The organism is Streptococcus sp. VTCC 12905, assembly GCF_049893385.1.
Taxonomy (GTDB): Bacteria; Bacillota; Bacilli; order Lactobacillales; family Streptococcaceae; genus Streptococcus; species Streptococcus suis_AA.
The window spans coordinates 1-15,953 of sequence record NZ_JBMVJC010000037.1 but is presented as its reverse complement, the minus strand read 5'-3'; the positions used below and the strand labels follow the sequence as shown (position 1 = coordinate 15,953).

General features: G+C 37.4%; 14 protein-coding genes and 1 pseudogene. 5 read left to right on the top strand and 10 right to left on the bottom strand.

Features of this window, described 5'->3' with window-relative positions; genetic code table 11:
* Positions 1-115: 115 nt before the first annotated feature.
* Positions 116-394, top strand: a pseudogene (locus ACPC58_RS10390) (IS5/IS1182 family transposase); the annotation flags it as partial.
* A 513-nt stretch (positions 395-907) separates the two neighbouring features.
* On the opposite strand, the gene ACPC58_RS10385 reads toward ACPC58_RS10390, so the two are convergent.
* The 3 genes from ACPC58_RS10385 to ACPC58_RS10375 form a co-directional block, all read right to left on the bottom strand.
* Positions 908-1,111, bottom strand: coding sequence for a Blp family class II bacteriocin (locus ACPC58_RS10385; RefSeq protein ID WP_039671032.1), 204 nt, complete (start codon positions 1,109-1,111; stop codon positions 908-910).
* A gap of 14 nt (positions 1,112-1,125) precedes the next feature.
* Positions 1,126-1,380 carry a Blp family class II bacteriocin gene (locus ACPC58_RS10380; RefSeq protein ID WP_039671033.1) on the bottom strand — a complete coding sequence of 85 codons (255 nt, stop codon included), beginning with the start codon at positions 1,378-1,380 and terminating at the stop codon, positions 1,126-1,128.
* 144 nt (positions 1,381-1,524) lie between these two features.
* The gene (locus tag ACPC58_RS10375) at positions 1,525-2,529 is read right to left on the bottom strand and encodes an IS5-like element ISSth7 family transposase (RefSeq protein ID WP_434065951.1); all 1,005 of its coding nucleotides are present in this window, start codon (positions 2,527-2,529) and stop codon (positions 1,525-1,527) included.
* A gap of 366 nt (positions 2,530-2,895) precedes the next feature.
* On the opposite strand from ACPC58_RS10375, the gene ACPC58_RS10370 reads away from it, so the two are divergent.
* The 3 genes from ACPC58_RS10370 (at position 2,896) to ACPC58_RS10360 (ending at position 6,676) form a co-directional block, all read left to right on the top strand.
* A complete protein-coding gene (locus tag ACPC58_RS10370; protein ID WP_434065950.1) occupies positions 2,896-5,049 on the top strand; it encodes a peptide cleavage/export ABC transporter in 2,154 nt (717 codons plus the stop codon).
* Positions 5,050-5,060: 11 nt separating this feature from the next.
* Positions 5,061-6,422 carry a bacteriocin secretion accessory protein gene (locus ACPC58_RS10365; RefSeq protein WP_434065949.1) on the top strand — a complete coding sequence of 454 codons (1,362 nt, stop codon included), beginning with the start codon at positions 5,061-5,063 and terminating at the stop codon, positions 6,420-6,422.
* A 98-nt stretch (positions 6,423-6,520) separates the two neighbouring features.
* On the top strand, positions 6,521-6,676 hold the full coding sequence (locus ACPC58_RS10360) for a ComC/BlpC family leader-containing pheromone/bacteriocin (RefSeq protein WP_434065948.1): 156 nt from the start codon (positions 6,521-6,523) through the stop codon (positions 6,674-6,676).
* A 203-nt stretch (positions 6,677-6,879) separates the two neighbouring features.
* Here ACPC58_RS10360 and ACPC58_RS10355 read toward each other — a convergent pair whose 3' ends face one another.
* From ACPC58_RS10355 to ACPC58_RS10345, 3 genes are read right to left on the bottom strand one after another with little or no spacing between them, the layout of a single operon-like run.
* Positions 6,880-8,220, bottom strand: a complete 1,341-nt coding sequence (locus ACPC58_RS10355) for a sensor histidine kinase (protein WP_434065947.1) — start codon at positions 8,218-8,220, stop codon at positions 6,880-6,882.
* Between the two features lie 10 nt (positions 8,221-8,230).
* Positions 8,231-8,971 carry a response regulator transcription factor gene (locus ACPC58_RS10350; RefSeq protein ID WP_096811959.1) on the bottom strand — a complete coding sequence of 247 codons (741 nt, stop codon included), beginning with the start codon at positions 8,969-8,971 and terminating at the stop codon, positions 8,231-8,233.
* Position 8,972: 1 nt separating this feature from the next.
* Positions 8,973-9,314: a LytR/AlgR family response regulator transcription factor gene (locus ACPC58_RS10345; protein ID WP_024404826.1), complete on the bottom strand. Its 342-nt coding sequence runs from the start codon at positions 9,312-9,314 to the stop codon at positions 8,973-8,975.
* A gap of 198 nt (positions 9,315-9,512) precedes the next feature.
* On the opposite strand from ACPC58_RS10345, the gene ACPC58_RS10340 reads away from it, so the two are divergent.
* Positions 9,513-9,908: a hypothetical protein gene (locus ACPC58_RS10340; RefSeq protein ID WP_434065946.1), complete on the top strand. Its 396-nt coding sequence runs from the start codon at positions 9,513-9,515 to the stop codon at positions 9,906-9,908.
* On the opposite strand, the gene ACPC58_RS10335 is transcribed toward ACPC58_RS10340, so the two are convergent.
* From ACPC58_RS10335 to ACPC58_RS10320, 4 genes are all read right to left on the bottom strand, one after another.
* On the bottom strand, positions 9,841-12,489 hold the full coding sequence (locus ACPC58_RS10335) for an SAG1250 family conjugative relaxase (protein ID WP_434065945.1): 2,649 nt from the start codon (positions 12,487-12,489) through the stop codon (positions 9,841-9,843). The two genes, ACPC58_RS10340 and ACPC58_RS10335, sit on opposite strands and share 68 nt — an antisense overlap.
* 159 nt (positions 12,490-12,648) lie before the next feature.
* A complete protein-coding gene (locus ACPC58_RS10330; RefSeq protein ID WP_289884276.1) occupies positions 12,649-13,284 on the bottom strand; it encodes a hypothetical protein in 636 nt (211 codons plus the stop codon).
* 586 nt (positions 13,285-13,870) lie between these two features.
* On the bottom strand, positions 13,871-14,620 hold the full coding sequence (locus ACPC58_RS10325) for a LytTR family transcriptional regulator DNA-binding domain-containing protein (protein WP_024381039.1): 750 nt from the start codon (positions 14,618-14,620) through the stop codon (positions 13,871-13,873).
* Positions 14,621-14,634: 14 nt separating this feature from the next.
* The gene (locus tag ACPC58_RS10320; protein ID WP_238597147.1) at positions 14,635-15,504 is read right to left on the bottom strand and encodes a GHKL domain-containing protein; all 870 of its coding nucleotides are present in this window, start codon (positions 15,502-15,504) and stop codon (positions 14,635-14,637) included.
* Positions 15,505-15,953 lie beyond the last annotated feature (449 nt).

The window sequence follows — 15,953 nt, the reverse complement described above, 5'->3', positions numbered from 1 at the left end:
ATAAAGAAAGAGAGAGCGAAGTTCGTCCTCTCTAGGTGTTAGCTTTTCATCTACCCACTACAGTTGACAAAGAGCCATTTTAGATCATTTTAGACATCCTTATTTCGTAACTTATTATCTAGGCAAGAGCGTACCTGAAGGATGATCTCACCATACGATTCGTCACGCCTTTCGTAATAAGCCATTGACAGAGAGAAACATTAATAAACATATGGCAAAGGTTCGTTATCGTATTGAATATGTTTTTGGTTCTATTGAAAATAACTTGAAAGGAAGTAATTTTAAAGGCATTGGGTTAGCAGGAGCTAGAACAAATGTGACCTTAACTAATTTGCTATATAACATCTGCCGTTTTGAACAAATTAAACGGCTATCTTTAAACTCTAAGGCGTAGTGCGTCCAAAAAAGGGGTAAAGCTGAGTAATCACCCAAATATGAAGGAACCCCTAGAGCAACATCATTTTTTAACTAAATTCTCTTAAGGGAGAAGTTGTTAGAGGTGCCCTAAAGAAAGTCCATATACAATGAATTTGTCATCCGATACAATCTATATTCCTTTTTGAGAATTGTTATAGGATAACACTCAGCGGCTAGACTGGGACTGGTTGGAGATCAAAATTAACCCATTCCCCTTGATGACATTGATTAGACTACCGCTACCAGTTATTTGCTATAAAGCTAGGATATCAATTCCTTTTTTCATTTATTCTTAAAAAGAAATTAATAACAATAAGTAAATATACTATCCAGATAAATACTAACTTTTTATAAATAAGAAATAAAATGATAAACACGTTGATAACTGACAAGTCTATCGATTTTTCTATTAGGTGTTTACTTTTCCAATCTGTATATACACTGTACAATTGTACAAAAATGACTGTAATAAAAAATAGTAACTTCATGGTTATCCAACAGCAGTATAGGCTAAATAGCCGCATACTACTGCACCTCCGACACCTCCGATAGCAGCGCCCCAAACTCCCAATTTGGAACCATATTTAATCCCAGTTGCTGCACATCCCATTCCTGCAACTACGGCAGCGCCTGCAGGGTTCCCACCTTCGATTTTTTGAAGGATACCTTCATCAAGTATTTTATAATTTGACATAACTTCATTCTCCTTTAAAATCCACCAGTTGCACCAGTTACACCTGCCCATAGAGCCACACCAAATTTAGCTCCTATATAGCCACAGGCTGGTGCTAGCGGTGCCCCTACACCAGTAACAGTACAGATAGTAGTCCCTAGCCCCCACCCAGCAGTAGCCGCACCAACACCTTCTAACACATTATTTTGCCAATTATTTTTTCCACCATCAACACTCGCAAGCATTTCCACGTCCATTTGTTTAAATTGTTCCATTGATTTTGTATTCATAACGAATACCTCCTTATATAGGGAACCTCTAAAAACACCAGTAGAGCATCTAGAGCGTCAAATTTATCTTTAATCTACAGTTTATTTCTTGTAAATTTTTGTTTGTGAGTCTTACTCAAGGCTATTTCCCAAATTTTGGGCGCACTAAGCCCATGATTTCAACCCTAGTCGTTTAATCTGTTCAAATCGAAAGATGTTATAGAGGAGGTTGGTTAAGGTCACATTTGTCTTTGCCCTATCTATTCCAATCCCTCTAAAGGTACTTCCCTTCATGCTATTTTCAATAAAACCAAAAACATGCTCAACTCGACAACGGACTTTGGCAATATGACGGTTAATGTTCTTGTCTGTATCGGTCAATGGTTTATTTCGGAAAGCACGACGGACGGTATGGTGTTGGCAGTTGTCAGGAACACTTTTCCCCACATAGGCACTATCATCAAATACAGGTTCGTTGGCATCACAAAGAGAAGCTAGAACATTGGAGTCATGTATACTAGCTGTTGTGACGCCATAATCTTTGATTAGCTTTGATTTTCTATCAACACAGACGTGATTTTTATAGCCAAAGTAACGAACACCCCCTTTTTGAGTCCAGCTCCCATCGATATCTTTTTGGCATCGTTTGGCTTTGTTCCAACCTTCTACAGTTTCATGCGCTTTGATTTTCTCATTTTCCTCACGGGAATTGCGTTGCTTAGGACATTCCACAAATGAAGCATCAACTATTTGACCTGTGTAGGCAATCAAACCTTCGTCCGAGAGTTGAGTATAGAACAAGTCGAATAATTCCTTTTCGCGACCTGATTGAGTCAAGCGATCTCGATAAAGCCAGATAGTTTTTGAATCTGGGACATTATCTTCGTGGCAACCAACGAAACGACGAAAGGATAAGCGATCAAGCAATTGATATTCCATAGCATCGTCAGACAAGTTATGTAACCGTTGAAGTAAAAGGACTTTGAACATCATGAGGTAATCAAGGTGAGGACGACCTCCACGACCAATAACTTTATTCATGCGAGAAAACAATTCTGATAACAAGGGGAGAAAGAGTTGCCAATCCATGACAGCGTCTAGACGTTCCAATGGATTACCTTTTTCAGTGAGTTTTGACAAGATTTTTTCATCATCAGTAAATAAATGCATCGTGTTTAACCTCGTTTATCGAGTTTTATACTTGTATTTCTATTATCTCATTTTATAGGTTTTTTGAGGAGTTTTTAGAGGTGCCCTATAATATTTTTATTTTTCCAGTTGCAACCTTGACAAGTCTAGTATAGCATTTCCTCAAAAAATATTTCTCCCATTTCCTGAACAGTCATCGAAACGTCCTAAACAGTAAAATTTTACCGTTTAAGACGATAATAGAACCATTCAGGAGTTCTTTTTAACTCCAAGATTTTTCTGTGCTTTGCCATTCAGGACGTTTCGATGACCATTTAAGATTGAGACGTTTTTTTCTTTAAATTTTTGTCATAATAGTCTTGTCACTAACAAGAAAGGATTTGACAAATGACCTCTTATAAACGAACCTTTGTTCCTCAAATTGATGCCAGAGACTGTGGTGTAGCTGCTTTAGCTTCTATTGCCAAGTTTTACGGTTCTGACTATTCTCTAGCTCATTTGAGAGAATTAGCCAAAACTAACAAGGAAGGAACAACCGCACTTGGTATCGTTAAAGCTGCCCAAGAAATAGGCTTTGAGACAAGAGCCATCCAAGCTGATATGAGCCTTTTTGATATGAATGATGTCCCTTACCCTTTCATCGTTCACGTCAATAAAGAAGGAAAGCTCCAACACTACTATGTAGTGTATCAAACCAAAAAAGATCATCTTATCATTGGTGATCCTGACCCTACAGTCAAGGTGACAAAGATGTCCAAGGAGCGATTTTCTTCTGAATGGACTGGTGTAGCCATTTTTCTAGCTCCAGAGCCTAGCTACAAACCTCATAAGGATAAAAAGAACGGCCTGATGAGTTTTCTCCCTCTGATTTTCAGGCAACGTGCGCTTATCTTTTATATCGTCTTGGCTAGCCTTTTGGTGACGCTTATCAATATTGGTGGTTCTTACTACCTGCAAGGGATTTTGGATGAATACATTCCTAATCAAATGAAGTCAACCTTGGGGATTATCTCCATCGGCTTGATTATCACCTACATCCTCCAGCAGATGATGAGTTTCTCACGAGATTACCTTTTGACTGTGCTCAGCCAGCGGCTAAGTATTGATGTGATTCTTTCCTATATCCGTCATATCTTTGAACTGCCCATGTCCTTCTTTGCGACGCGGCGGACTGGTGAGGTTATCTCTCGCTTTACAGATGCCAATTCAATCATTGATGCCCTGGCATCGACCATTTTGTCACTCTTCCTTGATGTCTCTATTTTGACCATCGTCGGTGGTGTGCTTTTGGTACAAAACACCAACCTCTTCCTGCTCTCCTTAATTTCAGTTCCCATTTACATCATCATTATTTTTGCTTTTATGAAGCCGTTTGAGAAGATGAATAACGATGTTATGCAGAGCAATTCCATGGTCAGCTCTGCCATTATCGAAGACATCAACGGCATTGAAACCATCAAATCCTTGACCAGCGAAGAAAGCCGCTACCAGAAGATTGATAGCGAGTTCGTAGATTACCTGGACAAATCCTTCAAACTCAGTAAATACTCTATCCTGCAAACTACCCTTAAACAGGGAGCTCAGCTCATTCTAAATATCGTCATCTTGTGGTTTGGGGCTCAACTAGTCATGAACGGACACATTTCAGTTGGACAACTGATCACCTTCAACACCCTTCTATCTTATTTTACCAATCCTTTAGAAAATATTATAAACCTCCAAACCAAGCTCCAGTCTGCCAAGGTGGCTAACAATCGCCTGAATGAAGTCTACCTGGTTGAATCTGAATTCAGTAACAGTCAGACCTTAACAGATTCACAGTTCCTGACTGGCGATATTCGCTTTAAAGACCTTTCCTATAAGTACGGTTTCGGACGTGACACCCTATCGGATATCAATCTGACCATCAAACAAGGCGATAAGGTCAGTCTAGTGGGAATTAGCGGCTCAGGAAAGACAACCTTGGCCAAGATGATTGTCAATTTCTTTGAGCCTTACAAGGGTCGAATCACCATCAACAACAATGACCTTAAACTAATTGATAAAAAGACGCTTCGGCAACACATTAACTACCTCCCACAACAAGCTTATATCTTCAGTGGTTCAATCTTAGAAAACTTGACTTTAGGGGCTAATCAACTGATTAGTCAGGAAGATATTATCAGAGCTTGTGAGATCGCTGAAATTCGACAAGATATCGAGCAGATGCCTATGGGCTATCAAACAGAATTGTCTGAAGGAGCTGGCTTATCGGGTGGTCAAAAGCAACGGATTGCTTTGGCTAGGGCTCTACTGACTAAAGCCCCTGTTCTTATTCTTGATGAAGCCACTAGCGGCCTTGATGTGCTAACGGAGAAAAAGGTCATTGATAATTTAATGGCCATGGCAGACAAGACCATTATCTTTGTCGCACACCGCCTCAGTATTTCTGAGCGAACCAACCAAGTTATCGTTCTTGACCAAGGGAAGGTCATTGAGACTGGTTCACATCACGAATTGATGACCAAACAAGGTTTCTACCATCATCTATTTAGCAAGTAAGGAGACTAAGCATGAACCCTAATTTGTTCAAAAGTGCTGAATTTTACCAGCGGCGCTACCATAATTTTGCGACACACTTAATTGTCCCCTTGATATTATTAGTCGGCTTTCTTCTAACCTTCTCCCTTTTTGCCCAAAAGGAGGTTACCGTCACATCAAGAGGTGAAATTACTCCGACGACAATCATCGCTTCCATCCAATCCACCAGCAATAACCCTATCACAACCAATAATCTAGCCAATAACAAGCTGGTTAAAAAGAATGAGCTCATCATCCAATACGCTGAAACTATGGAGAGTTCCCAAAAACAAGCCCTTGAAACCCAGCTAGCCACTCTAAATAGACAGAAAACTGGACTTGAAACCCTCAAAGAAAGCCTGTCACAGGGAACGAACCTCTTTACAGGGGAGGACGAATTTGGCTATATCAATACTTTTAACAACTTTATCACCCAGTCACAGGACATCGAACTAGGAATTTCCAAAACCAATGCAGAGGTGAGTAACCAGGCCGCCCTAGCAGGTAATACCATTGCTGCGATTGACACGCAAATCAATCAAATCTATCACCAAATAGCAGAATACGAGGAGCTTCGTCAAGCCATAACCAATAGACAGACCAGTTTATCAGCTGACAATCCACACCAAGCCACCTTAAACAATTTCTTAGCCCAATCCCAACAAGACTCCCAGACAGGATTAACTGATCAATACCTTTCTCAAATCAACCAAAGTATCTCAGGGCTAGAATCATCCATAGCTAGTCTGAACATCCAACGAGCTGGAACTGGCTCTGTTGCAACCTATGATAACAGCTTTGTAACAAAGGTTGAGGTCCTAAGAACACAGTTTTTACAATCGGCCTCTCAGCAGCTGACCACCCTTGAAACGCAAATCACAGAGCTAGCAGCACAGTTAGAGCAAGCATCCGTCCGACTAGAAAACAATACCATTACAGCTCCTGAAACAGGGGTAATCCATCTCAATAGTGAGTTTGAAGGAAAGTCTTTGATTCCAAGCGGTAGTGAAATCGCTCAGATTTACCCCGATATCAATCAAACCAAAGAATTCCTCATCACTTACTACGTGACTTCAGAGCATGTCGCCTTACTCAAAGAAAAACAAGACGTACGCCTGAGCTTAGAAAAAGTTGGCAACCAAAGCATCACTGTTATTGGAAAAATTAAGTCTATCGATAAAACTGCTACTAAAACTGAAGAGGGGAATCTTTTCAAAGTTACTGCCTTAGCTCAATTATCCGACAAACATGGTGACATCATCCAATACGGTCTCCAGGGCCGAGTCACAAGTATCATTGCTAAAAAAACTTATTTTGATTATTATAAAGACAAGCTATTATCTAACAACAATTAACCATTTAGGAAAGTTAAATGACTGTTCAGGATTTGAATGTCAAAAATTGCTATATTTTGTGTACAATAAATTAAAGATTAAATAAAGGAGGTCCTACTATGACCAAGCAAACAAAATCACTCACGCATTTCTCAGAACTAACCTCGTCAGAACTCCACCGCATCTCTGGTGGAGATTGGTGGAGTGATTGGATGAAATATTTTCCTAAGTCAAAGCAAGCCATAGACAGCAATAATAAACATAAACTGGGCTAACATCAAAAAATCTGTACCGAGAGGCTGGGCAAAAGCCCAACTTCGCTTCTCGAGGTTCGTGTCAACATCTCAGCGCGGTGGTTGATTGGCAGACTTGTTCGTGTTTTACACTCCAAATCTGACCTAATCAACTGTGCGGGGGCGGGAAGACGAACTCTTTTTTTACTAGTCGAGTTCTTTCCCACTCCCATGGTCCAACTTTTTTATTTCGATGACAAGTCAATTTCTAGAGATTGGCCAAACAGATAAGATGCACTAGTCGTGTTAAGTGATACGTGTGGGTAACGCTCTAGAATTTTCATGACATTATATAGACCAATACCTCTGCCCTCGCCTTTAGAACTATGACCAAAGGCATAAAGCTCTGAAAGGTCAACTTTTTCTTCCTTGGTGTTATTTTCAATAATAAACATTTGCTTATTATCTACAGATAAGAAAGCAATGGTAATCTTTCCAAAGGTTCCTTTGGTAGCATCTATGGCATTATCACATAGAATCGAAACAATCGTGATAAAGTCCACTAACTCCATTCCTTGCGGTTTAATCGCTTCTGGCACCTCCAAGCTAACGGCTACATGATTATCATTAGCCTGTAAAAATTTGGATGCCAATAAACTTTTTAAGGCAGAATTATCAATATTGACCAAACGCCCAATATCATATTTACTAGCTCGCAACTGTTTATGCGAATCCTTTAACACAGATTGGTAAACATCCTTTATCTGCACCATGTCATTTTCTTCAATTCCCAATCGTAAGGTTGTTAATAAATTTGAATAATCATGCCGGAAGCCCCTAACCTCTCGATAAAGCTCCTCAATTTGGTTACTATAGTCCTCCAAGTTTTTTAGTTGCAGGGCTTGTTGAAAATCAAACTGCTCTTGTATTTTTTCTCGCAAATGTAAATCCAGTTGTTTGATAATTCCCATGAAGATAACAAGATAAGTCACTAGAATAAATTGACGATAAGCCATTGTCGGCAATCCGATGTCATACTCTAAATAAGTCAATGTTTGCATTAAAAGATAGTATGCAAGCATTACCCAATTAGTCATATAGAGGATCCGTTTATCTTCAGCTGCAAGATTGTCCGTTCTTAACTTGACAAAATCATATCTTAACCAACCTAAGAAAAATAGAACAGACAATGTAGACAGGAGATTAACGAAAACAAAAGTTGGAGTGTCTTCTATGATACCTGGGGTCTGACCAAATAAGGGGAAAATAAAATAAAGGACCATACGATAAAAAAGATTTTCCAGAATAAAAGGAAATAAACCACAGAAAATCAATAAGGTTTTAGACAGTGGTCTCAAAAACACAATAGCCAACAGTAAACCATACAAAGGGGTGTCAAAATAAGAGAAGAATTGACTTGAAAATAACTGACTTAAAGTCGCGAAAAGGGCTGCAACGGATACTCTGAGCAGAATGACCAAGAGGATTGAACGGATAGAATACTTTAAGCGGTTAACACTAAAAAAGAGAACAATGAGTGAACCCAATGAAACAATGGCTTCAATAATATAGTTTAAAACAGACATCCTTTCTCCTTTATCTATGCAGTCTATCAATAACAGCTAAAGTTGATTCTAGCTTTTGCCTTGAAATAAAACAGGTGGCTCCATTAGGAAAGTAGATCTGTTTTTCATTTCTATCCACTTTAACAACATTCCTCGGATTGATTGCAAACGAACGATGACATTGTACAAGTCGTTTATCTTGTTTCAAAATGTCTGACAAACTTGCTGTAAACTCCATTCGGTCTGTCTTGGTATAAAGAATAACACGATGAGGGCGGGGAGAAGTCTCGATGTAGTACACTTCATTGAATGGGTATTGTACTTGAGCATATTTAGACTTAAAATAGAATGAATCATCCGATACGGCGCTATTGTCCTTATTGTGAGTATGAAGTAAAGCTGCTTCTATTCGCGATTCAAATTCGGTAACTCCAAGCTCTTTGTCAATATAGTCCAAGGCAGATACCTGGTACCTGAAAGATAAGGGCATAAACTCGGAGTGTGTTGTCACAAAAACAATACTAGCATAAGGGTCAATCTCTCTAATTTGTTTAGCGACTTGAAGTCCTTTTAGTTCGTCTTCCTTAATCTCAATATCTAAAAAGAAGAGCTGATGTACTCCTTTTTCTTCTATTGCTTGAAGTAGCTGATGAGGTTTTCCTGAAATTTCAAATTTTTTCGGAACGATGTTGTGCTTTTCTAACAGCTTAGTAATAATCTTCTCAATTCTCGCTTGTTGCATAAAATCATCTTCCATTACAAAGATATTCATGCTACATCCCTCCTTTGTTAATCCACTGATGCAGTATGTCCTGATAACGACGTCTTGAAAAAGTAAGGCAATGTTCTCCTTTTTCTCCAAGAAAAATACGTTTTTCTCGAGAATTGATAACCTTAATTTTTGAACGGTTAACTAGACTAGACCGATGGCATCTAATAAAACATTCCGGATACAATTCCTCTATACTTTGTAGCTTTTGTAAGCAATCATAAATCTCTTTCTCAGTCACAATTTGAATATAATGTGGTTTAGATGGATGCGATATGATATATAGAATATCTGACAGCAGTACTTTCTTTGTTTCATCCTTGACTTTGATAATCATAAAGTTCATAGGCATATCCTCCTATGAACACTATACCATAAGAGCAACATCATATTCTTGTCAAATCCTAAATGGTTATCCAAACGTCTTGAATGGTAAGATTTTACCATTTAGGAAAGTTAGAAGTACATTCAAGAAATAAAGCTAACTGAATCATCAACAGATGATATAATCAAGTTCCAAAACCACTACAAAGAAAGGATAAGTATGATCAAAATTTTTCCCCATTCCCTACTAAGTATTTTTGTATCATTAGTCATTCAACATTACTTGTTCATCAGTCAACTTCATTCAAAAATCAAACTTTCTTTCTCTTATTATCCTTACAAATCCTATATTCCTACCACCTATTTTATCATAAAATCAAACTTTTTGACATCAGAGCAGGTGACCTTCTTTTTGGAAGACATAAGAAGACATTCTCAACTGGCAAACATTATCCTTATTGGCAGTAACATTGATTATGAGGAGCTTTATCGCAATCATTATCGAGTCTTTGGTGTCATAGATACAACTGAAAACAAATCATTAACTTTTATTCGAGATCAAATTCATTTTTACTTGGACGGTCTCTATGGTTTGAAGAATCCAGAGAGTGATTAAGTGTCTGAAGCAGAACCTCAAGTTTCCTAACCTTATATTCGTAATCATCTATCCATTTCGTCATAGATTTTTGATTTTTTTCTATTTCTTCTTCCACCTGTTCAAGTATAATTGCCACAGTCAAATTCATCTTGGCGTAGTCGTATCGTGCCAGTCTTCGATTTTCTGAATCAGAATTGTTAAGGTTGATCAATACTTCCGCCACCTTATTGAGATAAGCAACCTTATCCTGCAAATCCGTAATGTTCAAATCCAGCTGGGCAATTTCGTTGATGAGTTCGTCTTTGACTTCTTGGTAGGCCTGGTTGTTGAGGTCTAGCTCGATAAAAAGATTGATCTCTGCAATTTTCTCTTTAAGGCTGGTCCTGGTCGGTCGTCTGCGTTTAGGGATATGCTTGCTGTCGTGAGTGAGCTGGCGGATTAACTCCCGTCCTCGCATGTAGCGGTTGAGGTCAGAGTTCTCTTTATTGTAGATAAAAAACTGAGCGGTCTCTCGGATAAAGACATGGTAGAACTTGCCTTGTTCATTATCATGAATATCCAAGTTGCGGTTTGGTATAAAGACCAAGCCGTCTTTTTTGATACCATAATTGATTCCGACAAAGAGACCGTCCTTGACCAACTTGTCAATCTGGTGCTCCGCTAATGCAACTTCAAACACCTGGACCTGGTCTCGTTTTTCTTTGAAATCCTTATAGGCCGCTAAGAGTTCCTCAATTGGGAGCTTATTCTGGTTCTGCTCTTCTTGGTAGGCTTCAAAGTCTGAGACCAGGTTAACCAAGTCATGTTCTGGTGTGATGCCTCTTTTATCAAAATAATCCTCCAAGAACTGAACATCGTAGAGGTGTTTGATGCTGACCTTTTTATTCTTGATAGAAATGGTTCGACCGTCCTCAGTCAAAGTAAAAGTCACATGTTTTTTCTTAGGAGAGATTGTTAGATTTAACTGCTCTGCCATTTCCAAAAGATGAGAGAGGTCACGGGCTCTAGGCAAGAGAAAATCCAGTCGCTGCTCAATAGCTCGTGTCGCAAACCGCTCTCTGAAATAGTCCTCCGTGTAAGGCTGTCGCTTATCCAACTGATTGCCACGAATGACCTGCCTCATGTCTCGGTCGGTCATGAAAAATCTGGCGTGCTTGCGAGAGAAATCTATCTCCACGTTTAGAGCAGGAGCCTCGGCCATAAAGTCCTCAAAGCTCTTACTGTTTTCCAGGAGAAAATAGAGCCGCTGCTTGAGTTCAAACTTGTGATTGGTCTTGCGGTAGGTTTCAAACCGATCATGCGAATAGCGATTGGGCGGAATAATCTTTGCTCCTGCTTCCTTGGCCAAGCGGTCAGAAATCAGGCGAAGATTCCTCTCCTGGGCGTAGTCCCATTTAAGCTTCTTGTCGGAATGGAGGTCAATGGCATTTATTAGGATATGATTATGGATATGGTCCTTGTCTGTGTGTGTCGTGACGATGAAACGAAAGTTGCCTCCTGTTAATTCCTTGATGGTTTCGTAGCCAATGCGATTGATTTCCTCTGGTGTCAGCTTGTCTTCAGGAGAAAATGATTGAATCAAGTGGTGGGCATGGATTTTGGTCTGCTTGAGTTGCTGGCGATCGTTTCTGGAATCATAGAGCCGATAGGTATCAACAGCAGCTTGACCTGCCTTGTTTTCATCATCCACTGCTTTTTGTCCGGCTTGATTGCGTTTATCAATTGCTTCATTATCAGCCTTTGCTTTAGCAAGACCCGCTTCATTTTCCTTTTGAATCTGAAGGTTCTTTGCGACAATGGCGTCTGCGGCTTTTTTCTTCGATTCATACTCAGATAGATTGTCCTTATTTTGCTTATCAATAGCAGCTACCGCAGAGGTATAATCCTGATAGCCTGAAACAGTTGAGCCATCTCCTGATGTTACGGTTTGAGTGGTAATAGTCACATTCGCAGACTTGGCCTGAGTCTTCACTTCTGAAACCGTTGTAGCTACTGAACTATTCAAGGCGTTTCCTGCTTGAGTGGCTTCTTTATAGCTAGCCTCTAATGCGGCATTCCCTTGTTCAACACGAGTTTTATCTTGTTCATAAGCAGCTTTATCCGCTTTATAGGTATTGGTCACCTGAGTGATGTTCTCAGCTTGTTTCGTAGCGTCTGCTTCTGCCTTAGCCAATTGCTTACTGGTATCACTCGCAGAGGTGGTGTTTCCCAAATCCATAGGCTTATCCTGGATGGTCGTAACCCCTTCAGCAGTTGCTTGATTGACAGCCTGTGTCACAACATCATGAGGAACCGTAACCGTGATAGCCCCATCTGATTGACCAGTTGAGGCAAGACTATCAGTTTGTTCAGCAACTGGAGTTGGCTGAGCTTCTGGTAAATTTGTCGCAGGATTTTCTGTCAACTGAACGGTTTTATCTAGCGAAGGTGTTACCACTTCGTCAGCTTGTGCTACTTGGCCACTCCAAGCGACAACAGCCGTCACCATTGTTCCAAGTGCTACCGAACAAAGCGTACGGTACTTCTTACTTTTACGGAAGACGTGTTTTTCTGCTTTTTCCTGATTGACTAAAAAGTGATGATGACATTGTTTGGTCATAAAAAGTCCTTCTTTTCTTTTGATAAGTAGTAACAATCTGTCACTCTCTCCTCATCATAAAAAAGATGACTTGATTTTGGTATCACATCAAAAAAAGACAAATAAAAAAGCCACCCACAAAAAGTGGATGACTTGATTATCACCATATCAATTTTTACATTAAGACGGCCAATTAACCTTTCTAGATTTAGCGGTCTTAAAGCGTTTCATGTCAACAAGTTTCAACTCTAATTCTCTACAATTTGTAATTAAGGTGTCGTTGATTTTAAGACTTCTTGGAAAGTATTGGTTCCCTTGTTCACGCGATAATTCAACTGTATAGCTAATACCATTACTTAATTTGAAGACCACAAAATAAATATTATCTCTTCTAAATCGAGTGCCAACTTTTCTATTCAAAATACCATCCGTTGTATAGAATTTACATTCCATCACATGTAACATTTGATAAAGCAATAATGTCCCAACAATTTTGAATTTATTTTCGTTAAACCATCCATTATCCGCCTTATTTAGACGCTCCAATGTCCAATCATCCTTTAATCCTTCAAAAATACTCCCTGCATTATTAGTTGGCAAATTAACATGATGACCTCTTGATAATCCTAATAGATGAGGAATAGAGGAATTTGGGACAGAAAGAATAATTTCAGGATAGTCCTCCATATTTGTCTGATAAACGTATTTATACTGAGAAACATATTTCTCAATAGTATTGGCTAGACAGGACATATCGACATTGAGAATATCAATTTCTCCATCAAAGGTCTCGAGCCATTCCAAAGTATATGTCATTCTATTTTTCTCCTAAAAAAGAGAAGGAAGCAGGAGCTTCCTTCTCTTCCACGTATTGAGTTTCACCTCACGCTAGATATGCCCTCTCTATTCCTCAAGGGTAGGCAGTCCTGCTATTCTTTTTCTCAACAAACAGTTTGAACTGAGTGCGGAGCCCACAGGCGGGTGCAGACCATATCCACTAGCCCACAAGTAATTTATAATCTTTATTTACTCTTATTATACGTGATAACTCCTTATTTGTCAACACTTACGTTGACTCTCACTAGTCCCTACGCATGAATAAAATACATGTAACTACTTTCTAGATACATGCATTTTATTCAAAAATATTTTCACAAAATTCACATATATACATAGGTTCATCCTCTTTTATTCACTTATTTTATAACAAAATTTCGTGATAAGAAATATTATTTTTATTATTTTATTATGAAAAATCGTTATCTTAAAACAATATTTTCTTCATTCGTCTATCGTACGTTCATAACTAAAGATATATCAAATTTAGTAAAATTTAATTTGTACTAAAACTTAAATAACTTACATAAAAAAGAAAGAGTTTAAATTATCAATTATATATACTTCATATTATTCCTTTATTTCTTAATCTAGTTTTTACATCCTTAATTCTCAATCTAGATACAAGACATGTTGTTCCTTCAAAAAATTTTACTTCTCTTGTTTTCGAACTGTACTCAGTAACATTATCCACATTTATTATTGTTGAACGATCTACTTTTTCAAAATAATTCTTACTATCTAAATCTAGAATATCATTCAAAGTACCATAAAATTCTTTAATAAAATCTACTGTATAAATAATTAATCGATGCGGTTTAACTGAGGTTTGAATAAAAAGTATATCGGAAAAAGGTATGCAGATACCAGTTCTGTTCTGGTAACTATATCTTAACAATTCCCCATCAGATTTTTTCTTAAATGAAATTATTACTTGTTCCAAACACTGCTTTAACCGATTACGAAATTCTGTTTCTTTAAGATCTTTAATAATAAAATCTAATGCCGAAAGATGATATTGAAATACTAGGGGCATCAAGTCGGAATATGAAGTCACAAATATAATAACTGCATAAGGATTATTATTTCTTATTTCTTTAGCAATCTCAAAACCTAAATTTTTTTGGTTGCCAATTTCTAAATCTAGAAAATATATCTGATTTACTTCTTCTTGATTCATATACTCTCTTAATGCCTGTATTGTTCTAGCACATTCAATATTGATATGAATATGTAAAGACCGAGCTACATCATAAAGAGCAGATTCTAGTCGCAACTGATGATGAATATTGTCATCCAGAACAATAATATTCATAACATACCTCCAGCTTACATTATTTTCAAGATGTGAGTAAAACTATCATAATCTATTTGTGTTTCTAGAGTCAAATTATCATGCCTATTTACCAGTCTTCTCAAGTTATATAACCCAATTCCCCTCCCCTCACCTTTACTTGAAACCCCTACCTCCCAGATAGTTCTCTTATCTAAAGAGATGGGATTTCGACTATTCTTAATAACTATTGTAACAATGCTCTTATCTCTATATAAAGCCACTTCAATTAAAGGTTTTTTTGAAATAATAGCAGATTCAATTGAATTAGTCAACATAATAGATAATATTTGAATCATCTCTAACATTGGTACATTGACTTGAGATATATGTCCAGACACGTAACAATTGAATTGTATATCATATTGTTCTGCTTCCAGAATTGATTGAGCCAGCATATTACGAATAGCTAAGTCTTCAATATTTTTCAAATTAAATGCTGAGTATTCGTTCTTTTGTAGATTTCTATTCATCTTAATGAGAACTTCTTTATAGATAATGCTTACTTCATCAATATTTTTTTCCTGAATCGCAGGCTCTAAACTTGATATAATGCTAGCGAAATCATGGCGAATCCCTCGTAAATCTTCATATAAATCACCTAATTTATCAACAAATTTATTAAGATTTCTATTCTCTTCTTCACGGCGAATTACTTCTAAATTTGCTTCGTAAATTCGTTGCTGTGATTTCATATATTGGGCTAAAAAAAGAAATAGAACAAAATGGGCTAATGCAACTGTAGGTCCAAATATCTTGATAACTGATAAATTAGATTGTAATATAAGCGTCCATATTGTAATAGACAAAAGCATAAAAGAAAATATAAAATTCCCAACATAAACATAATTTTTAAATGCTTTCATCTTAACTATTTCAAAATCTAAATTGATTAAATTAAATAACAAAATCAGCAAAACCAATGGAATAGTATATTCTATAAATCTTATCATAATAAATCTGTCAAAAAAATAAGTGTAAATCTCATCAAAATTTAGCAACCTATTTAGAATGCTTTGAAAAAATCTATGAATTGTATCGTAACTTAAAACAATATAAGAAGAATAGAAAAATGATGTCGGCCTATCATTCTTAAATATAAATCTAAAAATACAATAAAAATATAGTATAAATATCAAAGTCTCAAAAATATAATTAATATTTACAGAAATAAAATAAATTATAGCATAGATAAGCCAACAATATCTCGGTATATATACCCTTAACGACTGGCATATGGGAACCTCTAAAAACACCAGTAGAGCATCTAGAGCGTCAAATTTATCTTTAATCTACAGTTTATTTCTTGTAAATT